Source organism: Pandoraea pneumonica, from assembly GCF_049918595.1.
In the GTDB taxonomy this organism is placed as follows: domain Bacteria; phylum Pseudomonadota; class Gammaproteobacteria; order Burkholderiales; family Burkholderiaceae; genus Pandoraea; species Pandoraea pneumonica_A.
In genome coordinates this window covers 577769-599469 of record NZ_JBNCRZ010000001.1, presented here as the reverse complement: position 1 = coordinate 599469, position 21701 = coordinate 577769, and the positions used below count along the sequence as shown (strand labels likewise).

24 protein-coding genes are annotated in these 21701 nt (G+C 63.6%); 17 read left to right on the top strand and 7 right to left on the bottom strand.

What is annotated here, in order from left to right:
- The first annotated feature begins 16 nt into the window (after positions 1 to 16).
- Positions 17 to 868: an AraC family transcriptional regulator gene (locus ACPWR9_RS02825; RefSeq protein WP_426296565.1), complete on the top strand. Its 852-nt coding sequence runs from the start codon at positions 17 to 19 to the stop codon at positions 866 to 868.
- An 89-nt stretch (positions 869 to 957) separates the two neighbouring features.
- Here ACPWR9_RS02825 and ACPWR9_RS02820 read toward each other — a convergent pair whose 3' ends face one another.
- From ACPWR9_RS02820 to ACPWR9_RS02810, 3 genes are all read right to left on the bottom strand, one after another.
- The gene (locus ACPWR9_RS02820) at positions 958 to 1542 is read right to left on the bottom strand and encodes a LysE family translocator (protein ID WP_426296566.1); all 585 of its coding nucleotides are present in this window, start codon (positions 1540 to 1542) and stop codon (positions 958 to 960) included.
- Positions 1543 to 1706: 164 nt separating this feature from the next.
- Entirely contained in the window at positions 1707 to 2144 is a 438-nt protein-coding gene (locus tag ACPWR9_RS02815) for a nuclear transport factor 2 family protein (protein WP_426296567.1), read from the bottom strand.
- Positions 2145 to 2366: 222 nt separating this feature from the next.
- Positions 2367 to 2939, bottom strand: a complete 573-nt coding sequence (locus ACPWR9_RS02810; RefSeq protein WP_426296568.1) for a chalcone isomerase family protein — start codon at positions 2937 to 2939, stop codon at positions 2367 to 2369.
- A gap of 711 nt (positions 2940 to 3650) precedes the next feature.
- Between ACPWR9_RS02810 and ACPWR9_RS02805 the strand changes: the two genes are divergently transcribed.
- From ACPWR9_RS02805 to ACPWR9_RS02795, 3 genes are all read left to right on the top strand, one after another.
- A complete protein-coding gene (locus tag ACPWR9_RS02805) occupies positions 3651 to 4526 on the top strand; it encodes a ferritin-like domain-containing protein (RefSeq protein WP_426296643.1) in 876 nt (291 codons plus the stop codon).
- 158 nt (positions 4527 to 4684) lie between these two features.
- Positions 4685 to 5179, top strand: a complete 495-nt coding sequence (gene rfaE2 / locus ACPWR9_RS02800) for a D-glycero-beta-D-manno-heptose 1-phosphate adenylyltransferase (RefSeq protein ID WP_426296569.1) — start codon at positions 4685 to 4687, stop codon at positions 5177 to 5179.
- On the top strand, positions 5176 to 6183 hold the full coding sequence (locus ACPWR9_RS02795; RefSeq protein ID WP_426296570.1) for an asparaginase: 1008 nt from the start codon (positions 5176 to 5178) through the stop codon (positions 6181 to 6183). Before rfaE2 ends, ACPWR9_RS02795 begins: the two co-directional genes overlap by 4 nt.
- A 133-nt stretch (positions 6184 to 6316) precedes the next feature.
- Here the strand turns inward: ACPWR9_RS02795 and ACPWR9_RS02790 are convergent, their stop codons facing one another.
- Genes ACPWR9_RS02790 through ACPWR9_RS02780 form a run of 3 tightly spaced genes read right to left on the bottom strand, consistent with a single transcriptional unit; the run spans position 6317 to position 9343 of the window.
- Complete coding sequence (locus ACPWR9_RS02790; RefSeq protein WP_426296571.1) at positions 6317 to 7270, bottom strand: SPOR domain-containing protein; 954 nt, start codon at positions 7268 to 7270, stop codon at positions 6317 to 6319.
- Position 7271: 1 nt separating this feature from the next.
- Positions 7272 to 8360 carry a type III pantothenate kinase gene (locus ACPWR9_RS02785; RefSeq protein WP_426296572.1) on the bottom strand — a complete coding sequence of 363 codons (1089 nt, stop codon included), beginning with the start codon at positions 8358 to 8360 and terminating at the stop codon, positions 7272 to 7274.
- A complete protein-coding gene (locus ACPWR9_RS02780; RefSeq protein ID WP_426296573.1) occupies positions 8357 to 9343 on the bottom strand; it encodes a biotin--[acetyl-CoA-carboxylase] ligase in 987 nt (328 codons plus the stop codon). The genes ACPWR9_RS02785 and ACPWR9_RS02780 overlap by 4 nt, the downstream gene beginning before the upstream one ends.
- Before the next feature lie 206 nt (positions 9344 to 9549).
- On the opposite strand from ACPWR9_RS02780, the gene ACPWR9_RS02775 reads away from it, so the two are divergent.
- The 10 genes from ACPWR9_RS02775 (at position 9550) to ACPWR9_RS02730 (ending at position 18194) form a co-directional block, all read left to right on the top strand.
- Entirely contained in the window at positions 9550 to 10671 is a 1122-nt protein-coding gene (locus tag ACPWR9_RS02775; protein ID WP_426296574.1) for an MlaE family ABC transporter permease, read from the top strand.
- Positions 10671 to 11561 (top strand): ABC transporter ATP-binding protein, encoded by an 891-nt coding sequence (locus tag ACPWR9_RS02770; RefSeq protein ID WP_426296575.1) that lies wholly within the window; start codon positions 10671 to 10673, stop codon positions 11559 to 11561. Before ACPWR9_RS02775 ends, ACPWR9_RS02770 begins: the two co-directional genes overlap by 1 nt.
- On the top strand, positions 11551 to 12510 hold the full coding sequence (locus ACPWR9_RS02765) for an MlaD family protein (protein WP_426296576.1): 960 nt from the start codon (positions 11551 to 11553) through the stop codon (positions 12508 to 12510). Before ACPWR9_RS02770 ends, ACPWR9_RS02765 begins: the two co-directional genes overlap by 11 nt.
- Before the next feature lie 32 nt (positions 12511 to 12542).
- Entirely contained in the window at positions 12543 to 13205 is a 663-nt protein-coding gene (locus ACPWR9_RS02760) for an ABC-type transport auxiliary lipoprotein family protein (protein ID WP_426296577.1), read from the top strand.
- A gap of 13 nt (positions 13206 to 13218) precedes the next feature.
- Complete coding sequence (locus ACPWR9_RS02755; protein ID WP_426296578.1) at positions 13219 to 14391, top strand: VanZ family protein; 1173 nt, start codon at positions 13219 to 13221, stop codon at positions 14389 to 14391.
- A 42-nt stretch (positions 14392 to 14433) separates the two neighbouring features.
- Entirely contained in the window at positions 14434 to 14763 is a 330-nt protein-coding gene (locus tag ACPWR9_RS02750; protein WP_426296579.1) for a (2Fe-2S) ferredoxin domain-containing protein, read from the top strand.
- An 82-nt stretch (positions 14764 to 14845) separates the two neighbouring features.
- Positions 14846 to 15475 (top strand): alpha/beta hydrolase, encoded by a 630-nt coding sequence (locus ACPWR9_RS02745; protein WP_426296580.1) that lies wholly within the window; start codon positions 14846 to 14848, stop codon positions 15473 to 15475.
- A gap of 213 nt (positions 15476 to 15688) precedes the next feature.
- Positions 15689 to 16912, top strand: a complete 1224-nt coding sequence (locus ACPWR9_RS02740; RefSeq protein WP_426296581.1) for a D-alanyl-D-alanine carboxypeptidase family protein — start codon at positions 15689 to 15691, stop codon at positions 16910 to 16912.
- A 164-nt stretch (positions 16913 to 17076) separates the two neighbouring features.
- Complete coding sequence (locus tag ACPWR9_RS02735; protein ID WP_426296582.1) at positions 17077 to 17925, top strand: D-amino acid aminotransferase; 849 nt, start codon at positions 17077 to 17079, stop codon at positions 17923 to 17925.
- The gene (locus tag ACPWR9_RS02730; protein ID WP_426296583.1) at positions 17922 to 18194 is read left to right on the top strand and encodes a DUF493 family protein; all 273 of its coding nucleotides are present in this window, start codon (positions 17922 to 17924) and stop codon (positions 18192 to 18194) included. The genes ACPWR9_RS02735 and ACPWR9_RS02730 overlap by 4 nt, the downstream gene beginning before the upstream one ends.
- 8 nt (positions 18195 to 18202) lie before the next feature.
- On the opposite strand, the gene ACPWR9_RS02725 is transcribed toward ACPWR9_RS02730, so the two are convergent.
- A complete protein-coding gene (locus ACPWR9_RS02725; RefSeq protein ID WP_426296584.1) occupies positions 18203 to 19243 on the bottom strand; it encodes a transcriptional regulator GcvA in 1041 nt (346 codons plus the stop codon).
- A gap of 121 nt (positions 19244 to 19364) precedes the next feature.
- Here ACPWR9_RS02725 and ACPWR9_RS02720 point away from each other — a divergent pair, with 121 nt between their 5' ends.
- The 3 genes from ACPWR9_RS02720 (at position 19365) to lipB (ending at position 21683) form a co-directional block, all read left to right on the top strand.
- Positions 19365 to 19676 carry a DUF2917 domain-containing protein gene (locus ACPWR9_RS02720; RefSeq protein ID WP_426296644.1) on the top strand — a complete coding sequence of 104 codons (312 nt, stop codon included), beginning with the start codon at positions 19365 to 19367 and terminating at the stop codon, positions 19674 to 19676.
- Between the two features lie 210 nt (positions 19677 to 19886).
- Positions 19887 to 20867 carry a DMT family transporter gene (locus ACPWR9_RS02715; RefSeq protein WP_426296585.1) on the top strand — a complete coding sequence of 327 codons (981 nt, stop codon included), beginning with the start codon at positions 19887 to 19889 and terminating at the stop codon, positions 20865 to 20867.
- A 90-nt stretch (positions 20868 to 20957) separates the two neighbouring features.
- Positions 20958 to 21683, top strand: a complete 726-nt coding sequence (gene lipB / locus ACPWR9_RS02710) for a lipoyl(octanoyl) transferase LipB (protein WP_426296586.1) — start codon at positions 20958 to 20960, stop codon at positions 21681 to 21683.
- Positions 21684 to 21701: the final 18 nt, after the last annotated feature.

The following is a 21701-nucleotide window of genomic DNA, read 5'->3' as shown; positions in this document are numbered from 1 at the left end:
TGACTCTATCGTTGCCATGTCCCGAACTCACGTTCCTTGCCCTTATCCCTCGACGTTCTGGCGCGACCCGGCGTTGCCGTTTCTCGAAGCCCGCGAAGTGCTCGATGGGCGGCAGGTCTGCTATGCGTTGCACAGCCACGAGACGTTTTCGATTGGTGTGGTGACGGGTGGGCGCAGCACTTATCTGAACGGGCACGCCCGGGAAACGGTGGGCAAGGGCAGTGTCGTTGTCATGAACCCCGATGCAGTGCACGCGTGCAATCCGATTGGCGATGACGCATGGGCGTATCGCATGTTGTTCGTCGATGTCGCGTGGCTCGGCGCTTTGCAGCGCGAGTTGGGCTTTGGCGACGGACAGGATTTGCATCTGTTCGATGCGCCGTCGTCGACGGACGCCACGTTGTACGACGGCCTGAATCGGCTATACGACGTGTGTACCGATCCGGCCGGCGATCAGCTTGAGCGAGAGAGCGTGGTGCAGCAGTTTTTCGTCGACGTGCATGAGCGGTTGAATCCGGCACCGCGCGCGATGCGTGACGATCCGCGCAAGTTACGCGAGGCGGCGGACTTCATCCGGGCGCATTGTCGCGAGGCGCTGACGTTGGCGCAGATTTGCGCGGCAGCGGGGTTGTCGGCGTCATATCTGACGCGCGCGTTTCGGGCGCAGTACGGGCTGACGCCGCATGCGTTTGTGATGAATCAACGCATTCAGTACGCTCGCGCTCGGTTGCGTCGTGGGCATGCGATTGCGGAGGTCGCGCTCGACGCCGGGTTTGCGGATCAGGCGCATTTCCAGCGGACGTTCAAACAGTTGCTCGCGGCAACGCCCGGGCACTATCGGGCGTCGGATACGCGACGCGCGGCTTGAGTGTCGCTTTGGCGGCTTGGCGCTGTACCGCCCGGCGCATTCGGTTTTAACGCATGCCACAGCGCAGAGCGATGGGTATGCCGCACCTATTACCCTGCGACCAAATACACCGCGCTCAACGCCAGTAGCGCGGCCATGACGCGATTGAGGCGTCGCACACGCTGCGCATTGCGCATGTGTTGCCGAAGCATCGCGCCGGCGACGACCCAGCATCCGACAGATATCCAGCACACGACGAAATAGATCGCAGCGAATTGCCAGATTCGCGCGGGGTCGCCTGCGGTGTAGGCACCTGTGCCGGCCAACGCGGCGAGCCACGCTTTCGGATTCAGCCATTGCATGACGGCGCCGTGCAGCATCGTCGGGCCGCGTTGCGGGTTGGCGTCCCCCAGTTCCCCGTTATCGACGGCGAGCTTATAGGCCATGTAGAGCAGAAACCCGACGCCAAACCACTGGATGGCGTGCATCAACGCGGGCACGCGTTGGAGGAGTTCGTACACGCCAAAACCCACGCCTACGAGAAGTACGACAAAGCCTACGGTTGCACCGGTGACGTGGCGCAGGCCGGGCCAAAGCCCATAGCGCGCACCCGAGCCGAGTGCCACGACGTTGACGGGGCCGGGAGTGATCGAGGCGGCCAGCGCGAAGGCGGCCATGGAGTAGAAGAGCGTCATCGGGAACCCTTGTGCGGAGAGTGCAGGGTTCCGAATTTAGATGGGTTGTCGCGGGGCGTATTGAAGAAAACTGCCTAAGCAGGCAAAAGCGCGGGCAAAGGCGCAGGCAAAAGCGCGGGCGAAAGCGGCGAACGGCGGAAGGGCTTTGCCGCTGGTTTTCGGCGTCAAGGCAGCAGACGCTGTCGTAGCCAACCGAGCATGCGGCCCAGGATGGGCAGCTTTGCGTAGATGTCTTCGGTGGCATCCCAGTAGTCGCGTTGGTAAGCAATGCGACCGTCCACGGCTAAACGCAGATGCGATGCGCCGTGAATCACTTGTTCGTCGTCGAGCCAGCGTTTGGCGTGGAAATGAAAATTCCAGACGAGCAGCGCTTGATTGTGTTGCAACAGGGCGGCGGTGATCTCGAAGCGAGGGACGTCGACACGTTCGAACAAACGGTCGAGTAGCGCGGCGAGCTCGGCGGCGCTGCGCACTTCGTGCAACGGGCTTCTGAAGTAGACGGTCGGCGCATAGAACTCGCCGAGATTGGCGACGCTTTGCCGCGTGAGGGTTTCGACGTAGCGCGTCAGACGGGTGAGCGCGGCAGCATGATCGATGTCCATGGCACGGTCTCGCATGGGGCGCGCAGGCGGCGCGCGTGGCGCAGGGGAACCTTGCCGTAACTTACCAGCCGACGCTCGGGCGCGCACCGCGTCGGTGCATTTGGCGTGGCGCGGATGAGACAGCGCGCCGCGGTGCGCGTTGGGCATCCGTGGCGACCCGGGCTAACCGATACCGACCGACGGTGTCCGACGCCGACCAGCGCCAACCAACGCCGACGTGACTCAGCGCACGTCGCTGATCAGTTCCGCCCGTAGATCCGGTGCGCTCGTGCGAGGGTCGAGCCAGATGGCGAAGAAGGCGCGACCGAAGGCGTCGCCAGCGATCTGCCCAATCAATTTGCCGTCCGAGAAGAACCGCGTGCCGTCGCCCGGGCGGTACACGCCGGTCAGGTGTTGTCCTTCCGAGACATCCGGCAAGATGCGGGCAAGCTCGTCCGCCCAGCGCAAGCGCTCGGCATCGGTCGCCACTTGCAGCTTCGTCATTTCGATGAGACTACGCTGCACGAGCGTGCGCGACTTGAAGCTGCGGGCGTAACGCAGGTCGAGGACGAGAGGGTGCGAGCCCCAATTGGCACTGAGGCGATCGACGACCGAGAAGAGTTCGGCGTCGTAGAGATGAAACCCCATGCGGGTGAACGAGCCGTGACCGACGAGATGCGCCGCCGGCACTTCCTGCGAGGCCAGTTGCACGGCATCGAACGCGTTCGCGCTCGGGGCTGCCGTTGCCGCCGCGCTCACGGTGGCACAGACACAGGCGGCGCGCAGCCACGCTGCCAAAGCAAGACGAGTTGCCATGCTCGGCTCCTTTCCGGTCCAAGGATCCAGTCGAGTAAGGGGGCCCGTCGGCAGCGCGCGAGTCGTTCGGTCGGCGCGCTGGCCGGTACAGCTTGTTGCGTGGATGCGACTGAGTGTCTTTTCGACGATCGGGCACGGCGAGTTCGGCGGCCGCGATCACCGCGAACCGAACCGGATCACAAGCACGGAACGACTGCTTTTAGCCTAGACCATGCAAGGTGGGTTGCTGAGCCCCGTCGCACAAGGACAAACCCTGACGCATCGCGGTGGGCATCGACCTCTTTTGCCCACCGTCGGGCGGCATCTGCGCGGCGTTGCCGATGGGGTGGCAATCGCTGGCGCCGGATCTCCGCTGCCCCTTGATCTTAGGAGCTTTGCGTGACATTTTGACCGTCGTCAAAATTACGCCGCATTACTGTCACGTGAGGCCTGGCGCGTAGGGTTTTGAAAGGCTTTTATGTTATGATTCAAGAGTTTGCCCATATTTTAGTAGGGTCGCTCTAGCCATATCGCCAGGACGCGGCCAAGTTACAGGCGCTTCATCGCCGTCCTTCAGCGACGGCAGGGGTTCAAGACGTGAAGCCGGACGGCGGGGGCCGTTCGTATCGCGGTCACCGTTTTGTCTGTCGAAATTCGGCGTAAACTTTCACAATACTATCTTGAGTCCTGGTGTAAGGTCTCGCGACCTTGGGGGTAATTGAAATGACCGAAATGCTGTATCCCGAACTGTACAAGTCGCTGGAGGCAGTGCGTTGGAACATGGAGAAGGACATTCCGTGGGACAAGTTCGACGCGAGCCAACTCACCGACGATCAGGCGCGCACCATCAAGATGAATGCCATCACCGAGTGGGCGGCGCTGCCGGCCACCGAGATGTTCCTGCGCGACAATCGTGACGACAGCGACTTCTCCGCTTTCATGAGCGTGTGGTTCTTCGAAGAGCAGAAGCACTCGCTGGTGCTCATGGAATATCTGCGCCGTTTCCGCCCGGACCTCGTGCCGAGCGAAGCCGAACTCCACGCTGTGCGCTTCCCGTTCGACCCGGCGCCGCCGCTCGAAACGCTGATGCTGCACTTCTGCGGCGAAATCCGCCTGAACCACTGGTATCGCCGCGCTGCCGAATGGCACACCGAGCCGGTGATCAAGGCCATCTACGAAATCATTTCGCGTGACGAAGCCCGCCATGGTGGCGCGTACCTGCGCTACATGAAGAAGGCATTGACGAGCTTCGGCGATAACGCGCGTGCCGCGTTCGCGAAGATCGGCGTACTGATGGCGTCGGCGCGTCGCACCGAAAAGCCGCTGCACCCGACCAACCTGCACGTGAACAAGGACCTGTTCCCGAACGACACGGTGCAATCGCGCCTGCCGGAACCGGAGTGGCTCGAGCACTGGCTCGACGAGCAGATCAAGTTCGACGACAGCTGGGAAAAGAAGGTCGTCGAGCGCATTCTGCACAACATGTCGCTGCTGTTCGAGCGCACGTTTGCGACCGCGACCGACCTGAACCGCTATCGCAAGGAAATTACCGCGCGTCTGGCGGCAGTGGCTACGCCGGCAGCACCGGCCGTCGCGACACCGTCGTAATTGACGGATATCGCCGTCGACCCCGGTCGACGCGCGATGACAAGCAATTTGCGGTAGCCGTTGTACCGGCGGTATCGCGCAACAAAGGGGCTTCGGCCCCTTTTTTGTTGCCTGCGCGCTGCCGTGGGACAATACCGCGTTCCCTTCGACAGACCGTCATGCAACTCGCCCAAGCTCCCGATTTCGAGGCCAAAGTCCTCACGCGCGACGCCCTTGTGGCCCTCGCCCCGCAACTGCCGCGCCCGCTGGTATTCACCAACGGCGTGTTCGATATCCTGCATCGCGGTCACGTGACCTATCTTGCGCAAGCTCGCGCGCTCGGTGCCTGTCTGATCGTTGCCGTGAATACCGACGCGTCGGTGCGCACGCTGGGTAAAGGCGACGATCGCCCGATCAACAACGAGAACGATCGTGCGGCGCTGCTCGCCGCGTTGCAGAGCGTCGACTACGTGGTGACGTTTGGCGAATCGACGCCTGAAGCGCTGATCGCTGCCGTGCGTCCGGACATCCTCGTCAAGGGCGGCGACTACGACATGGACAAGCTGCCGGAATCGGCGCTGGTGCGCGGCTGGGGCGGAAAAGCTGTGGCGATTCCGTTCGAACATCAACGCTCGACAACGTCGTTGCTCAAGAAGGTGCGGGCGCAATCATGAATCTGGCACCGCTGGTAGAACTCACGCGCGGCGCGAATGGCGTCGATACGGTGGAATGCGTTCACTACGGCGCGGTCGCCGTGGTCGATGCAACGGGCCGTCTGCGCTATGCGGCGGGCGATCCGTCGTTTCTCACCTTTTCCCGCTCGACACTCAAGCCCTTTCAGGCGCTGCCGTTCGTGGAGGGTGACGGCGTTGCGCATTTCGGGCTGACTCAGGCCGAACTGGCGCTGCTTTGCGCAAGCCATTCGGGCGAGGCGTTTCACGTCGAAGGCGTCAAAAGTCTGCTGAGCAAGGCCGGTTGCGATGAGCATCATCTGCAATGCGGCTGCCATACGCCGACGTTTTATTCGGCGACGGGCAAGCGTGCGCCCGCCGACCTCAAGCCGACGGCCCTGCATCACAACTGCTCGGGCAAGCACGCCGGGTTCCTGGCCTATTGCGCGCAGCACGAGTTGCCGTTGGAGACGTATCTCGATCCCGCACACCCGTTGCAGCAGGCGATTCGCGCCCGCGTGGGCGATGTCGTGGGTGTTTCGGGCGACGCGCTGCCGTTGGGCATCGATGGCTGTTCCGCGCCGAACTACGCGTTGCCGCTCGAGAAGCTGGCCGCGGCTTACGCGAAGTTGTCTGCAAGCGACGATGCTGCGCTGTCGACGTTGTTCGCGGCGATGACGCAGCAACCGGAGATGGTGTCCGGCACGGCACGCAACGATCTGGCGTTCATGCGCATGGCCCCGGGTGACTGGGTTGCGAAGATCGGTGCCGACGGTGTGCAGACCATTGGTGTGCGCTCTGCCGGATTGGGCATCGCGATCAAAGTCGTCGACGGCAATATGCGGGCGCTTTATGCCGCTGCGGTTGCCGTGCTGAAAGCCCTTGGATTGGTCGATGCACCGGAGACCACCGGTCTCGCACCGTGGGTCGAACCGACCATCAAGAATGCACGTGGTATCCGCACGGGCGTTGTGCGTCCGGTGGTGGAACTCAAGCGCGTGGGGTGAAGGCGCGGTCGGCAGCGAAACAACTAAGTGCGCGCTGCACCGTGGCTCGCGGCCCGGCCGGTTATCCGCTTAGCGAGTCGGCGTCCCCGCCCGCAACAATGCCGGTGAGGCTCAGACGAAGGCGTTGCCAGCGTCAGTGAACGACCACCGGCGGGCTGCCCGCCGGTGCCGGACATGCCTTCACCAACTGTGCGGACCACTGTTGCGTCACCACACCGCGAAGTTGGGACGCGGCATTCGCGTTGATGCCGGCAATGCGATAAACAATGCGGCTCTTTGCATTCGGCCGCTCGCTCAACTGCGGCGTAATGCCTTTCTTCTGCGCGGTCGCCATCAATCGAACCGCTCGCTCACGGTCGTTGAACAAGCCAAGCGAGACCACGAGATTGGATCCGTCGCCATTGAGCACAAAGTATTCGGTGACCCCCGCTGAGCGAAGCAACGCGATTTGCTTGTCCGCTGCGGCCTTGTTCGGCACCGGATCGAGGTGTACCCAGTAGCGTTTGTCGATGGCAAGTGACTGCATATCTCCTTGACCCGAGGGCATAGCGGCCAGCAACAAGCCACGTGCCTGCTGCGCGTCGTTCGCAGCGAACGGGCCGACATCCAGACACGTCGACGCTGCTGCGGCCTGCGCGGCGGCCGTCGCTGCCGAAGCCGTAGCTGCGTCGCTCGACACGGCGGCGGGTGCGGTGGCAGCCAGTGCCTGACTTGCCGTCGCTTCGGCTGCCGACGCTGGCGCCGCGCCGCTGGAGCCTAGTCCCGAGTCGCCTACGCCATCGCTAGCCTTGCTGGTGCCGTTTGCCCCGTCTGCCCCATTGGCTCCATTTGCACCGTTCGCCCCATCCGTGGTTGAAGCATCCGGACCGCCAGCGTTACGCCCCGGTTTTGCCGCCGCAACGACAGTCTCTCCGCTGATCTGCGCGCCATCGAGGCGGATGCGTCCCGGTTCCAGTTGTTGACTGACGCGCGTAGGTTCACGACCCGTCGTTGGCAGAATGTCGCGCCACTTCAGCCAGCCGAATTGCACGGCCGCCAATGCCGCGTTCGCGGCCAGAAAGAGGATCAACAACAAGGCACGCAACATGTCAGACACCCCTTGGCGCGCGTCGGGCATTACGCGGCGCTTGTGTTGCCGTATTGGCCTGTGCGGAAGGCGCATCGCCTTCACCGAATTCCGCGTCAGCCACCGAACTCAGTGCCACTTCGTATAAGCCTGCGGGCACGAGCTGGTCGTGTTCGGTGAAGGGCAGTGTGAGCGTTTGCGCCAACGCTTGACGTGCGCCACCCGACAATACGCACCGTACCGGTGCCCCAAGCCGCGTTTGAAGTTGTGCGTGATTGCGCTCGACGAGCCCCGCTTGTGCGGCGAGGCATCCGCGCAAAATGGCGTCGGTCGTATTGCGGGCAAAGTCTTGTCCGCCACTGGGCATCGTCGCGTCGAGCGTGGGCAATTGCGCGGTGCCTTGCGCAAGCGAGCGGAGCATTAGCGCGGGGCCCGGCGCAATCAGCCCGCCGAGGTATTGACCGTCGGCGCGCAAGGCTTCAACGGTCGTCGCTGTTCCGAGTGTGACGATCAGGAGATGTTCGCCGGGCCAAGCGGCGTGGGCGCCGATCAGGCTGGCCCAGCGGTCGCTGCCCAACTGCGACGGCACGTCGTAACTGTTGCGCACGCCGGCGCGCATGTCGCTCGCCCGCAAGACTTGCAGCCAATCTGCCGATGCCATGCCCCACAGCGTTTGCAGGGTCATGCGCACGGCTTGTTCGGCGGCGTCGCCTGCAACGTTGGTTAGCCAAACCCCCGCGGGCTCGGGGCAGATGAAACCATCGTCCTGCCCGCCCTGACCGATGGCGAGCGGCGCGGTGTTGGGCGCGAAGTGCGAGTCGCCGGTGGCGCCGTTCGTCATCGCCGACCAGCCTGCGCGAATCTGCGTGGCAAGCGTGCGCCATTCGGTGTGATCGACAGCCCCGCTGGCCAGAAACGCGGGTTCGGCGGCACGCCAATTGGCCGGACGTTTCGCAGGGGCGAGGGCCCACTTAATTCTGCTGTTGCCGGCATCGACGAGCAGCCACGGCGCGTTCGCTGCTTTCGTCGTCGTCGCTGTCGTCGCTGTCGTCGCAATCTCATCGGCAGCCACAGCCTTCGATGCCGTATTCGCCGTCTTCGATGCACTCATCGGCGAGTTCCTTGGGAGGCTAAGGGGGCATCCGTGTCCACGAGCCGCACCGAGACTTCGCCGCTCGCGATGGCGCGCTCCCCGCCATCGGTCGCGACGCGCAGGCACCCTTGCGAATCGACACCCAATGCGACACCGTGCAACACATCGCGGCCATGTTCGATCATACGAATCGACGCGCCGCGATAGGCGTGCATGGCTTCCCAATCTTCGCGAAACGCGTCGAACCCGCGCTCCCCGAAGCGGGCCAGCATCTCTGCCAGCCGTCGAATCAGCGAAGCGAGCACCGATGTCATATCCGGTTCGGGAAGGATCGATTCGAGTGCGGCGGGCGGCGTGGCACTGATGACCGCGGGTGCGGCGGGCGCCGTCGCGCTGTCGATGCGCGCGGCGACATCACCTGCCTGACGCAGATTGACGCCAATGCCGATGACGACACCGATACGGCCGGGGCCAGCGGGGACCGTTTCAATCAAAATGCCAGCAAGCTTGCCGCCGCGAAGCAGCACGTCGTTGGGCCACTTCAGTCCCAACGCTTGGGGGGCCGACAGCGGTAAGTCCGACAACCCTTCGACCACAGCGACACCCGTCGCCAGCGACAAGCCGGCCAATTCGGCGGGACCGCCCGGCAACACATACGCCAAGGAAAACGTCAGGCTGTCGCCCGGCAGACTTTGCCACGCGCGTCCGCGCTGGCCACGCCCAGCGGTCTGGGTCATGGCGGCGCGCACGACCGGTGCACATGTGGCGTCTTCGCGCAGACGGGCGAGCAGGTCGATGTTCGTGGAGCCGGTGGTGTCGACGATTTCGATTTGCCAGTCGCGGCAGGCGGCGCCAAGACGTGCCCGCACGCCGTCCCGATCGAGACGGCGGCCGGGGGCGCCGGGGGACGCGTCGAGCGCCATGCCGGACGCGCCGGAAGGCGAGGCGAGAGGTGAGGTGTTGGGCGTCACGATGGGCGACGCATCGGCGGCTTTATTCATGGCTGCTATTGTAACGGCGGGGCCTGCGCTGCGCCGCAGTGCGCTGCAACCACGGGCATCTTTCGGCATCATCCGAGTCAAAACCCGGCCGATTCCGGCACGTTTTCGGCCGGCGTCGGGTTGCCATCGCCTGGTAGCACCTGTACCGTACAATGACCGCGTTTCGCCGGATTCCGCCCCGTGCTGCGCTCTGGAGACCCCCTGTTTTGAACCTCGATGCCGTGCCCACCCTGGAGCTGACTACCTCGCCGCAAGGCCCGGTAGTGATGCTGCGCGGCCTGTGGACAGCGCTTGCGCTCTCGCAGCGTAAGAAGATGCTGCTGCAACTCGTGCATGCGCTGCCCAGCGGCGAACTCGCGTGGGATCTTTCGTGCGTCGAGCGTCTCGATCACGTCGGTGCGCAGGCGCTCTGGCGGTATTGGAACCGTCGCTTCCCCAAGCAAATTTCGCTCACGCCCACACAGCGGGCGCTCTTCGAACACCTTGCTGAATTCGATCGCACACGACAAAGCCCGGTGCCGACGCGCCGTGTCGATCCTGTCAGCCGGCTGGGCTATTCGCTGTTTTCTCTCGCCGATCATTTGCGCGGCGGCATTTCGATGTTTGGCCGATTCGTGATCGATCTCGGCCGCGTCGTGCGCCACCCCGTGCGGGCGCCGTGGCTCGAAATGTCCGCCAATATTTACAGTGCTGGGGCCAAGGCGCTGGGCATCACAGCACTCGTGGCGTTTCTGATCGGCATCGTGCTGTCGTATCTGTCGGCGCAGCAACTCAAGCTATATGGTGCGAGCACGTTCATCGTGAACATCCTCGGCCTGTCGGTGATTCGCGAGTTAGGCCCGGTGCTATCCGCCATTCTGGTGGCGGGGCGCTCGGGTTCCGCCATCACGGCGCAACTCGGCGTGATGCGCGTGACCGAGGAGCTCGATGCCATGCGCGTGATGGATATCTCGCACAGCTTGCGCCTCATTCTGCCCAAGGTCATTGCGTTGGCCATCGCGATGCCGCTGCTCGTCATGTGGACGAACATCGTCGCCCTGCTGGGCGGCGCGCTGGCGGCGAAGTACGAGCTTGGAATTGGCTTGCATTACTTCTTCACAACCCTGCCTAACGCGGTGCGCATCGCCAACCTTTGGATCGGCTTGGGCAAGGGCGTGGTCTTCGGCATGCTGATCGCACTGGTCGCTTGCCACTTCGGCATGCGGGTCAAACCGAACACCCAGAGTCTGGGCGAGGGCACGACGCAGTCGGTGGTGACATCGATCACGGTGGTGATTCTCGCGGATGCTGTTTTCGCGATTCTCTTCCGCAACGTGGGGATTGGCTGATGAACGAGTCCACGCTCCAGGAAATCGCTCGTCCCGGCACGGCGGGTTGCCCGCCGGTCGCCGCGACGTTGCCCGGTGATGCGGAACCCGTCATCGAAGTGCGCGACCTTACCAAGCGCTACGGCACACACACGATTCACGAGCACCTCGATCTGACGGTGCGTCAGAGCGAGATCATTGCCCTCGTAGGTGGCTCGGGGTCGGGCAAAACGACGTTGATTCGACAGGTCATTGGTCTGGAAGCGCCGACGAGTGGCCATATCAGTATCTTCGGGCACGACATCACAATGATCGACCGACGCACGGCGCATCTGTTGCGCCGTCGCTCGGGCATGTTGTTCCAGCGCGGCGCGCTGTTCTCGGCGATGACGGTGTTCGACAACATTGCACAACCATTGCGCGAGCTTCACACACTTTCCGAAGATCTGATTCGCGACGTGGTGATGTACAAGCTCGAGATGGTCGGCTTGTCAGGACGCATGGCGAACCGGATGCCGTCGGAAATATCCGGCGGGATGATCAAGCGAGTCGGCATCGCACGCGCCATTGCGCTCGAACCCGAGTTGCTGTTTCTCGACGAGCCGACGGCGGGGCTCGATCCGCAAGCGTCCGACGAATTCGTGGACATGATTCGCGGCCTGCATCGCTCGCTTGGCCTGACCGTGGTGATGGTCACGCACGATCTCGATACGGTGATGATGCTCGCGACACGCGTGGCGGTGCTGGCTGATCGCAAGGTGCTCGTGAACGCGCCCGTCGAAGACGTCGTGCGTGTCGATCATCCGTTCATCCACAGCTTCTTCCTTGGTGAGCGCGGTAGACGCGCGTTGCTGGCCTTGCCTGCGGCGCGCCGCCAAAAGATTTCGGAGTTACTCGACGATGGAAAATAAATCGCACGCTTTCATGGCGGGCTTGTTCACGCTGGTGCTTCTCGCGACAGTCGCCGCTGCGGTGTACTTTTTCAACCGCGACAATCGGGTGCGCGTGCCATACGATCTGGTCTCGCGCACGAACGTGAATGGCCTGAATCCCGAATCGGCGGTGCGCTATCGCGGTCTTGCCGTGGGCAAAGTCGATTCGATCAAGTTCGATCCGCGCACCCCGGGCCAGATCCTCATCCGCATCCTCGTCAACGAGGGCACACCGATGACCAAGTCGACGTACGCCACCCTGAGTTATCAAGGTGTGACCGGGCTGGCCTTCGTGCAACTCGACGACGATGGTCGTGACCGGACGCTGCTGCCGTCGTCGGAAACGCATGTCGCGCAGTTACGTCTGCGCCCGAGCTTCCTCGACGAGTTGCAGAATCGCGGCAACACGCTTGTGCGTCAGCTTGAGCAGGCGAGCTCGTCCGTCAATCAACTGCTGTCTGCCGACAACCGCCAGGCCGTGATCGATTCGGTCAATAGCGTGAAGATGGCTGCGCAGAGCGTGAACCGTGTGGCACAACAGCTGGAACCGGTGACCAAACAATTGCCGGAGACAGTGCGTGAGCTCAACGGCACGCTCGCAGGCGCGAACCAACTGACCCATCAATTGACCGATCCGCAGGGCCCGCTGGTGCGAAATCTCGACAGTGTGGGGCGTGCGGCCGATCAGGCGGCATCGAGTCTTGCGGCGTTCCAGGCGACGACGCAAACCTTCGAGGGTTCGCTGCAACAAGAGGCGTTGCCACGGCTCAATACGCTGTCCGATGATCTGCGCACGACGACGCAGGCCGTCGGTCAGGCGGCAGAGACGATCAATCGCAATCCGCGGGCGCTGCTGTTCGGCACGTCGCCGCCACCGCCCGGACCGGGTGAATCGGGCTTTGCATGGCCCGGCGGAGCAGGACGATGAGCAGCCAGACCGAATTGCCAAAGGACACCGATATGCTGGATTCCCTTCGCGGCGCGTTGCGCACGCTACTGCTCGCGGCAGGTGCTGCGGCACTTGTGGCCGGATGCGCGACGAGTTCGCCCTCTGCGTCGCTGACGCGTTTCGATCTCGGCCCGCCGACGATGCCAGCCGCGTCGGATGCGTCGCGTCCGACGCAGTTGTCGCCGCTCAAGGTCGTAGTCAACGCACCGAACTGGCTAGACTCCGACTTGATTTACTACCGCTTGCCGGCAAGCGACGGCGATCAGGCGCGCGTCTATGCGAACAGCCGCTGGCTCGCGTCGCCGGCGCGATTGTTCGGCGACCGGCTGCGCGTGGCGCTCGCTGTCGATCGGCCTGTGCTGGCCGCAGGCGACCCGACGGCGGCGCCTGCACTGCGTGTCGAACTCGACGAATTCGCGCAGTACTTCGACAGCGCGACGACGAGTCGCGGTGTCGTGCAAATTCGAGCAACGCTGTTCGATGGCCCCAAGCTACTCGCGCAAACGACGCTGCGTGCGCAAGCTCCCGCGGCGACGGCGGATGCCGCAGGCGGGGCCCGCGCACTTGCCGTAGCGAGCGATGCCGTCCAGACACAATTGGTTCAGTGGCTCGCCGGGCGCGTGCCGACGCCCTCGGCAACGACGCGTTCAGCACCGTCGACACCCGCGCGCTAACGCAGCAGCGTCAATGCCCGAGTCAGACGTCAAACCATGGCAACGACGCGCCTCGCCGCTCACGCGTCAGGCGTTGCTTTGCCTGATCCTGCTCATTGCGTACGCGAGCCTGTACCCGTTCGAATTTCAGCGAGCGGCCGTCGGCCCGTTCGACTATCTCTTTGCCCCGCTACCGCGTTGGATGACGATGTTCGATGTCGTCACCAATGTGCTCGGCTACATGCCGCTCGGCATGCTGACCGTGCTCGCATTGCACCCGGCGTGGCGTGGCACGCGCGCGGTGCTCGCGGCGTTTGTGCTCGGCGCGTTGCTGTCGTGCGGCATGGAGGCTTTGCAAACGTATCTGCCCACACGGGTGGCGTCGAACGTCGATCTCGCGACGAATGCACTGGGTGCGCTAATCGGTGGTGCGATGGCGGTGCCGCTCACGAGCGCCTTGCTCGATCGCGGGTGGCTGCGGCATCTGCGCTTCGCGTGGTTCGAGCGGCACGCGAGCGTGTTGCTCGTGTTGCTGGCGCTGTGGCCATGGGCGCAGGCGTATCCGCAGCAGTTTCTCTTCGGCGACGGCGATCTCGTGCGCCAGATTTGGCTCTGGCAAGACCCGGACATCACCGATCTTGTGCTCGACTGGGTGCCGCGTTTGGGGCAGTTGCAGGACTACCTGTCGGCGCTCGACGCCGTCGCGAGTCATGCGCTGTGGGAAACCGTGGTGACTGCCAGCGGCACCATTCTTGCCGGGATGCTCGCCACACTGGCCATGCGCCGGGGCGCCCCGCGTGTGCCGCTGTTGTGCGCCATGTTTGTCAGCGCCTTCGCGATCAAGGCGGGCGCGTCGGCATGGCAATTTTCTCCGGCGCAGGCATTCGACTGGGTGACGACAGGCGCGATCTACGGACTGGTGGTCGGCGCGCTCGTACTGACGGTGGCCGCTCGCGGCCCGCGTGCGCTACGTGGCGCAGTGGCGCTGGCGGCGCTGATCGTGCTGCTGGTCTTCGTGAATCTGCTGCCCGCCAACCCGTATTACGAGGCGGCGTTACAGTCGTGGCGGCAGGGGCGCTATGTGCACTTCAACGTGCTCGCGCGCTGGCTCGCGTGGACATGGCCATATCTGGTGCTGATTTACTTGCTCGCGATGTTCGATCCGAGCCATCGCGGGCCGGCGCGCACCACTGGGCATGTCGGTTAGAATGGCCCGCAATAACGTGCCAACCCCCACAGAGCGACCGATATGGCCACCGAGGCGCAGTTTTACAAGCATCACGTTTTTTTCTGTTTGAATCAGCGCGAACCCGGCGCAGACCGTCCCTCGTGCGCGAACTGCAACGCGCAGGCGATGCAGGAATACGCCAAGAAGAAGGTCAAGCAACTGGGTCTGGCCGGTCCCGGCAAGGTGCGCGTGAACAAGGCCGGTTGCCTTGATCGCTGCGAACTGGGCCCGGTTGTGGTGATTTACCCCGAAGGCACCTGGTACACGTATATCGATGAGACCGATATCGACGAGATCGTCGAGAAGCATCTGGCGCAGGGCGAGATCGTCGAGCGTCTGCTGATCGACTGACACCGCGTACGCGTCTTATCAGGTAATACGAGCAACACCGGGGCCTAACTCCTTTCATCAGGCTTCACGTCAAGCATCACGCATGAACGCTCAAACCGAACGCTTTACCATCGACGGCCCGGTCGGGGCCATTGAGATCGCCATCGACCGCCCGGCGGGCGAGCTGCGCGGCATCACGCTCGTGGCGCACCCGCATCCGCTCTTCGGCGGCACGCTCGACAACAAGGTGGCGCAGACCCTCGCACGCGCTTTCGTGCAACTCGGCTACGCCGTCGTACGCCCGAATTTCCGCGGCGTGGGCAAGTCAGAAGGCGAACACGACAAGGGCATTGGCGAGCGCGACGATCTGCTCGCCGTCATTGACTGGATGCGCCAGCAACCTGGCTGGGAAACGCCTCCGTTGGCACTGGCCGGTTTCTCCTTCGGCACGTTTGTCCTCTCGCATGTGGCGAAAACGCTGGCCGAAGCCGGTACGCCCGCGCAGCGCCTCGTTTTCGTCGGCACGGCGGCAAGCAACTGGGATGTCGCATCCGTGCCCGCCGATACGCTCGTCATTCACGGCGAAGTGGACGACACGGTGCCGCTCCAGTCGGTACTCGACTGGGCGCGTCCGCAGACGCTGCCGGTGGTGGTCATTCCAGGCGGTGAGCACTTCTTCCACGGCCTGCTGCCGCTACTCAAGCAGATCGTGGTCGATGCGTGGCGCTATTGACACACATCGGGCCGATTTCGGGGGGTAACCCTCCCGACACTGGGGTACGCAAATCACGGCGGGTATAATTCGTCCCTGAACCTGTCAGGCGATGCCGGGTCTATTCCTCCCGACATGCCTGGCACCGGCGCTTCGGTGCCGCTGTCCTCTTCACCGTGCCGCTTTCGTGTCTTTCATGTTGCGATCGTGCGCGCGGTGCTCAATCCAGTGCAGATGCCTTTGAGTCTCACACCGTTTCTCTCTTCGCCAATGAAATTCAACGCTTCGCTGTCCCGTGCCGCCGCTGCCGCGGCGCTCGTCGCTTGCGGCTCGCTTGCTGCACTCCCGGCCCGTGCTCAACAGATTCCGCCGCCGCCGATGTCGGCCAAGGCGTGGACGATCGTCGACGTCACCAGTGGTCAGGTGCTCGCGGCCGGCGATCCGGAAGCGCGTGTGGAGCCGGCTTCGCTCACGAAGATCATGACGTCGTATCTGGTCTTCGAAGCCCTGCGCGACAAGCGCATTTCGATGGATCAAACCGTCATTCCGGGCGAGTCGGTGCGCAAGGTGGGCCGCGACGAGTCGCGTACGTTCATCGAAGCGGGCAAGCCGGTCAGCGTGCACGATCTGGTCTACGGCATGATCATTCAGTCGGGTAACGACGCCTCGATCGCGCTGGCCGAACTCATCGGCGGCTCGCAGCCGGGCTTCGTCGAGCTGATGAACCGTGCTGCGCAGCGCCTTGGCCTGAAGAATACGCATTACACGAACGTCGACGGTCTGACCGATCCGCAGCACTACACGACGGTTGCCGACATCGCCACGTTGTCGACGCACATGATTCAAGACTTCCCCGAGTACTACAAGATCTACTCGGAGAAGAGCTTCACGTACAACAACATTCGCCAACCGAACCGCAACCGCCTGCTCTCGCTCGACCCGACCGTGGACGGCCTGAAGACCGGTCACACCAAGGAAGCGGGGTACTGCCTCGTGTCGACGGCATCGCGTCCGTTGCCGGGTGCCCCGGGTGCCAATCGCCGCGTGCTGTCGGTGGTGGTGGGCGAGCCGACCGAGCGCGCGCGCGTGCAGGACAGCCTTTCGGCGCTGAACTACGCGTATCAGAACTTCGACACGCTGCGCGTGTACGCCGCGAACCAGGTCGTGGCCACGCCCAAGGTGTGGAAGGGCAAGGATAGCGAGCTGAAGATCGGCGTGAAGAAAGACACCTTCATCACCGTGCCGAAGGGCGTGGCCGACAAGATCAAGCCGCAACTCGAGCTGCGCGAGCCGCTGATTGCGCCGATCGCCAACGGCGCGCAGGTCGGCACCGTGAAGGTCATGGCCGATGGCAAGCAACTGGCCGAATTCCCGGTCGTGGCGCTCGCCGACGTCGCACAGGCCAGCTTCATCGGCCGCGCCTGGGATGCGCTGCGTTTGATGTTCATGAAGAAGTAAGGACGTTTCCACGCGCCGGTGAACCATCGTCGGCGTGTGGGGAGTATGGCGGGTTCGCGGTGCGGACCTGCGCCTCGCCGGTCAGGTCAGGCCGGCAAACGCGAGGCGCGCCCCAGGGGCGCGTTTTGCAATTTAGCCGTGCGCGATACGCGCCCCCCGCAAATATGGACAACCCCACCGTCTGGCTCAATGGCGAACTGATTCCGCTCAGTGACGCGAAGATTTCCGTTCTCGATCGCGGTTTCCTGTTCGGCGACGGCATTTACGAAGTCGTGCCGGTCTACCACGGCAAGCCGTTCCGGCTGACGCAACATCTGGATCGCCTCGAGCGCAGTCTGGCCGAGATTCGTATCGTGAATCCGTACACACGCGCCGAATGGGAAGCGCTGTTTGCGCGCCTGTCGGCCACTTGTGCCGCCGACCCGCACAGTGTGTACGTGCAGGTCACGCGTGGCGTGGCACCGCGTCAGCACACGTTCCCGAAGGACATCACGCCGACGGTGTTCGGCATCGCCACGCCGCTCACGCTGCCGTCGCGCGAGAAGGTCGAGCATGGCGTGGGTGCCGTGACGCACGAAGACCGCCGGTGGCTCAACTGCCACATCAAGTCGACGTCGCTGCTGGGCAACGTGCTGATGGCGCAATATGCGGCCGATCACGATGTGCAGGAGACAGTGCAGTTCCGCGAGGGCTTCCTGACCGAGGCGTCGTCGAGCAACGTGTGGGTCATCAAGGGCGGTGAAATGTTTGCGCCGCCGCGTGATAATCGCATTCTGGAAGGCATTCGCTACGGTGCGCTCGAAGGGTTTGCCAAGGAGTGCGGTATCGCATTCCACGAGCGTCCGGTCAGCGAGGAAGAAGTGCGTAGCGCCGACGAGTTGCTGATCACGTCGGCGACCAAGGAAGTGCTGGCCGTTGTGCGTTTGGACGACGAGCCGGTGGGCGACGGCAAGCCCGGCCCTGTCTTCCGCGCACTGTACGCGGCTTATCAGCGAGCCAAGGAGGCGCTATGACGCCGGAGAACAAAGAAAGTCTGTTGGAGTTTCCGTGCGACTTTCCCATCAAGGTGATGGGAAAGATGCAGCCGGATTTCGCCGATACCATCGTGGCGTTGTTGCGTGAGCTCGATTCCGAGTTCGATGCGGCCACCGTCGAAATGCGTCCGTCGAGCTCGGGCAACTACCTTGGCCTGACCGTCACGGTGCGTGCCAACTCTCGTGCTCACCTCGACGACATTTACCGCGCGCTGCATGGCCATCCGATGGTCAAGGTTGTGCTGTAACGCCGCACTTACGCATGCGTCGGCGCACCGTCATCCGGCGGTAGCGCCGGTGCGAGCCCCAGTTGGGCGTCTGTGGTCAGCGTGCCTGCTGTAGAGGCCATACCGGCGGCGAGCGCTTCGGGGCTCGCCTGCGCCGGACGGCGCTGCATGTTCATGACCGCCTCGAACGCCCCCATCTCCTCGAGAAACCACGTGCGAAACGCCTGCACTCGTTGGGTTTCGAACACCCCCGGCGGACACACGAAGTAGTAGTCCCATTCGCACGGCGTATCGACGTCCGAGAGGCGCACCAACCGCCCAGCCATGATGTCGCCCACGGCCAGCGAGCGCCGCACGAGCGCCACGCCCTGGCCGACGATGGCCGCTTGCGACAGCATCCCCGAATCCTGATACATCATGCCCTGCGCCGGCTCGGGCAGATCGAACCCGGCTGCCGCAAACCACGGTGCCCATGGCTCGCCTTCGGAGCGCAGCAGCGTGCTTTGGCGCAACGCCTCAGCGGTCTGAGGCAGGTGTCCGTCGTTGTAGGTCGGCGCACATGCCGGGAAGAACACGTCTTCGAGCACTTTTTCGATATGCAGGCCAGGCCAGTTTCCCTTGCCCATGCGCAGCGCGATATCTACGTCGTCGCGTTCGAAATCGATCAGCTCCGCGCTGCAACGCAGTTCTACCTCCAGCTCGGGATGACGGTCGATGAAGCGCCCGATCCGCGGCGTCAGCCATCGACTGGCAAAGGACGGCATCGTGGTGAGCACCAAGCGCCGTTCGCTGCGCGTACCGGCCTGCAACTTGCGCGTGGCCTGTGCGATATCGCCGAGCGCGGCCCGGATCGACACGGCGTATTGCCGCCCTGCGGCGGTCAGGCTGATGCGCTTGCCGTTGCGGGCGAAGAGCTGGGTGCCCAGCTCCTGCTCCAGCGCGCGGATCTGATGGCTGATGGCGCCGTGCGTGACGAACAATTCCTCGGCGGCGCGGGAAAAGCTCTCCAGACGCGCAGCCGCTTCGAACGCGCGCAGAGCACTCAGGTTGGGAAGTCTCCGAAGATCCATGTGAGCTTTATTCGCAAGGCCGTGAAAATATGTCGTTTGGTGTAGCGCTTGGCAGTCCCTATGATTCAGTCATTGTCTCGCACTGAGTGGGGGTCGTAAAATGCAAAACAATTTGACAAAGGTGCAATATTTTTACGGCATCCGGCCGGGCGAAGTCGTGAGTCTCGACTTGCACCACGAGCATACGCTTGTCGCACGCGGCGCGGCAGTCTGGGTGACACGGGCGGGCGACCCCCGCGACTACTGGCTGATGCCGGGGCAGCGTCTGGCGGTAGAGCCGGGACGCCGCTACTGGGTCTCGTCGGACGACGGCGCAGAAGCGGAGCTCGAACGCGAAGTGGCGCATCGTTTCCCGCTGGTACGTGAGCTTCGCCGCTGGTTGGCCGGGCGTCGGGCCGCACGTGAAGCGAATTCCTGCGCATCGGCCGCTTGAGGTGTCGTGAGGGCAGGCGCGTCGCGATTGCAGTGAGTTCGCCCGACGCCTTCGATGCGGCTCAACCATCAAATTTCACGCGCTCGCGTGGCAGTCCTTGCCACCGAGCGCGTGAGTCGTTTCAGACATTGACTTGATGTCAATTGAATTCACATCAAAGCGCGCAACAATCGAACGAAAATGCGCCGCTTCATGGGGAGATTTCGCGCAATGACGCAAGGTTCTAGCCCGGCTCGTGCAACGCCGGTCGCTTCTACGCCCGCTTCCACGTCCACAGACGCGGGGCACGGGCCGTCGAATCCGCAAGCCGACGAGCGTTTGGGCCGGTGGTTGATGGTCGCCGCGATGGTGATTTCCGGCACCATCGGGTACTTCGTGCTGATGTCCGGGCAGCCTGCGCTCAATGTGGTGTTCTTCCGATGCCTGATCGGTGCGGCTAGTTTGTGTGCCTGGTGTGCCTACCGCGGCTATTGGCGCGGTTTGCGTCTGGCGCGCTGGCAAATCGTGAACGTGGCGTTGGGCGCGATTACCCTCGTGTCGAACTGGTATTTCCTGTTCAGCGCGTACAAGCTCACTTCAGTGGGTATCACGACGGTCGTCTATAACGTGCAGCCGTTCTTGCTCGTGATGGCGAGCGCCATCATCACGCGCGAGCGCCCGTCTGCCGCAACGCTTGGGTTCCTCGGACTGGCGTTCGCCGGGTTGGTGATTCTCGCTGAGCCGGGTGGCGTGCACGGTGAGGGCTATCTGCTCGGCGTGGCGAGTGCGCTGGCGGCCGCGTCGCTTTACGCGGCAACCACGTTGTTCACCAAGAAGCTGGCGGGCACGCTCCGGCCCGAGATCATTGCTGCACTGCATATGGTGATCGGCGCCGTGGTGTTCGTGTGGATGGCCGACTTCGGTCACTTGCCCGGCGGCCCGCGTCAGATCGGGGCCATCGTCACGTTGGGCTTGTTCCACACCACTTTCATGTACCTGCTGTTGTACGGCGCGTTTCAGAAGGCGTCGACGTCGAGCCTTGCGGTGTTCGGCTTCGTGTATCCGGTGGTGGCTGTGGCGGTCGACTTTCTCGCATTCGGTATCGTGCTGCACCCGACGCAGTGGCTGGGCGGCGTGATGATTCTGATCGCGGCCGGTTGCTACGCGCGGGGCATTGGCGCGGCACCGGCGAAGAAGGCGGGGGCGGCCTGATCGTCGGCAGCGTCCACAGCGACCCCATGAACGTGAACTCCGCCGCAGCGCTCCGAGCAAGACGCGGCGGGTTTCGTTAAAATCGCGGTCATGACCTCCCCGATCGAAGTGTGCTGGCGCGGCACCGAAGACTACGCCACATCGTTCGACGCCATGCGCGCGTACACCGACGCGCGTGGCGCGCACGGCCCGGATCAACTCTGGATCGTCCAGCATCCCCCCGTCTACACGCTGGGACTCGCGGGCGACCCTGCTCACCTGCTCATCGCCGATAGCGGCATCCCCCTCGTCAAAGTCGACCGGGGCGGGCAGATCACGTATCACGGCCCCGGCCAGGTGGTGATCTACCTGCTCGTCGACCTGCGCCGGCGCAAGCTTGGCGTGCGCGAACTGGTGCGGCTGATCGAGCAGGCGGTGATTGATACCCTTGGAGCGTATAATCTCGCTGTTGAGCGCCGGGCTGGCGCGCCGGGCATCTATGTGAGCCCGGGCGACGGCACCGTAGCGCATGCTGGCGCGAAAATCGCAGCACTCGGGTTGAAAATCCGCAACGGATGCAGTTATCACGGCGTGTCATTGAACGTCGGGATGGATTTGCGGCCGTTCGACTGGATCAATCCGTGCGGTTACGCCGGCTTGCAAACCGTAGACATGGCCACGCTCGGCGTGGCCGCCCGCTGGGACGAAGTGGCCGCGCGACTGGCGCAGCAACTCGGCCATCACCTCGAACAGCACCCCGCGACGGCTGACGCCGCGCCGCCTGCCGATTCTGCGCCCAGCGCCGATGCGGCCGCCAGCGCGAACACCGCCGCCTGAATGGACGCCTGGAAAGCC

What these genes read in the sequence shown, in the direction of transcription:
- ACPWR9_RS02790 (WP_426296571.1), bottom strand. Translation starts at nt 7,270, where the DNA reads ATGTTGCGTGCCTTGTTGTTGATCCTCTTTCTGGCCGCGAACGCGGCA.
- ACPWR9_RS02740 (WP_426296581.1), top strand. Translation starts at nt 15,689, where the DNA reads ATGCCTTTGAGTCTCACACCGTTTCTCTCTTCGCCAATGAAATTCAAC.
- ACPWR9_RS02810 (WP_426296568.1), bottom strand. Translation starts at nt 2,939, where the DNA reads ATGGCAACTCGTCTTGCTTTGGCAGCGTGGCTGCGCGCCGCCTGTGTC.
- ACPWR9_RS02780 (WP_426296573.1), bottom strand. Translation starts at nt 9,343, where the DNA reads ATGAATAAAGCCGCCGATGCGTCGCCCATCGTGACGCCCAACACCTCA.
- ACPWR9_RS02730 (WP_426296583.1), top strand. Translation starts at nt 17,922, where the DNA reads ATGACGCCGGAGAACAAAGAAAGTCTGTTGGAGTTTCCGTGCGACTTT.
- ACPWR9_RS02760 (WP_426296577.1), top strand. Translation starts at nt 12,543, where the DNA reads ATGCTGGATTCCCTTCGCGGCGCGTTGCGCACGCTACTGCTCGCGGCA.
- ACPWR9_RS02715 (WP_426296585.1), top strand. Translation starts at nt 19,887, where the DNA reads ATGACGCAAGGTTCTAGCCCGGCTCGTGCAACGCCGGTCGCTTCTACG.
- ACPWR9_RS02815 (WP_426296567.1), bottom strand. Translation starts at nt 2,144, where the DNA reads ATGGACATCGATCATGCTGCCGCGCTCACCCGTCTGACGCGCTACGTC.
- ACPWR9_RS02825 (WP_426296565.1), top strand. Translation starts at nt 17, where the DNA reads ATGTCCCGAACTCACGTTCCTTGCCCTTATCCCTCGACGTTCTGGCGC.
- ACPWR9_RS02765 (WP_426296576.1), top strand. Translation starts at nt 11,551, where the DNA reads ATGGAAAATAAATCGCACGCTTTCATGGCGGGCTTGTTCACGCTGGTG.
- ACPWR9_RS02745 (WP_426296580.1), top strand. Translation starts at nt 14,846, where the DNA reads ATGAACGCTCAAACCGAACGCTTTACCATCGACGGCCCGGTCGGGGCC.
- ACPWR9_RS02735 (WP_426296582.1), top strand. Translation starts at nt 17,077, where the DNA reads ATGGACAACCCCACCGTCTGGCTCAATGGCGAACTGATTCCGCTCAGT.
- ACPWR9_RS02785 (WP_426296572.1), bottom strand. Translation starts at nt 8,360, where the DNA reads ATGAGTGCATCGAAGACGGCGAATACGGCATCGAAGGCTGTGGCTGCC.
- ACPWR9_RS02755 (WP_426296578.1), top strand. Translation starts at nt 13,219, where the DNA reads ATGCCCGAGTCAGACGTCAAACCATGGCAACGACGCGCCTCGCCGCTC.
- ACPWR9_RS02770 (WP_426296575.1), top strand. Translation starts at nt 10,671, where the DNA reads ATGAACGAGTCCACGCTCCAGGAAATCGCTCGTCCCGGCACGGCGGGT.
- ACPWR9_RS02795 (WP_426296570.1), top strand. Translation starts at nt 5,176, where the DNA reads ATGAATCTGGCACCGCTGGTAGAACTCACGCGCGGCGCGAATGGCGTC.
- ACPWR9_RS02725 (WP_426296584.1), bottom strand. Translation starts at nt 19,243, where the DNA reads ATGGATCTTCGGAGACTTCCCAACCTGAGTGCTCTGCGCGCGTTCGAA.
- rfaE2 (WP_426296569.1), top strand. Translation starts at nt 4,685, where the DNA reads ATGCAACTCGCCCAAGCTCCCGATTTCGAGGCCAAAGTCCTCACGCGC.
- ACPWR9_RS02750 (WP_426296579.1), top strand. Translation starts at nt 14,434, where the DNA reads ATGGCCACCGAGGCGCAGTTTTACAAGCATCACGTTTTTTTCTGTTTG.
- ACPWR9_RS02805 (WP_426296643.1), top strand. Translation starts at nt 3,651, where the DNA reads ATGCTGTATCCCGAACTGTACAAGTCGCTGGAGGCAGTGCGTTGGAAC.
- ACPWR9_RS02820 (WP_426296566.1), bottom strand. Translation starts at nt 1,542, where the DNA reads ATGACGCTCTTCTACTCCATGGCCGCCTTCGCGCTGGCCGCCTCGATC.
- lipB (WP_426296586.1), top strand. Translation starts at nt 20,958, where the DNA reads ATGACCTCCCCGATCGAAGTGTGCTGGCGCGGCACCGAAGACTACGCC.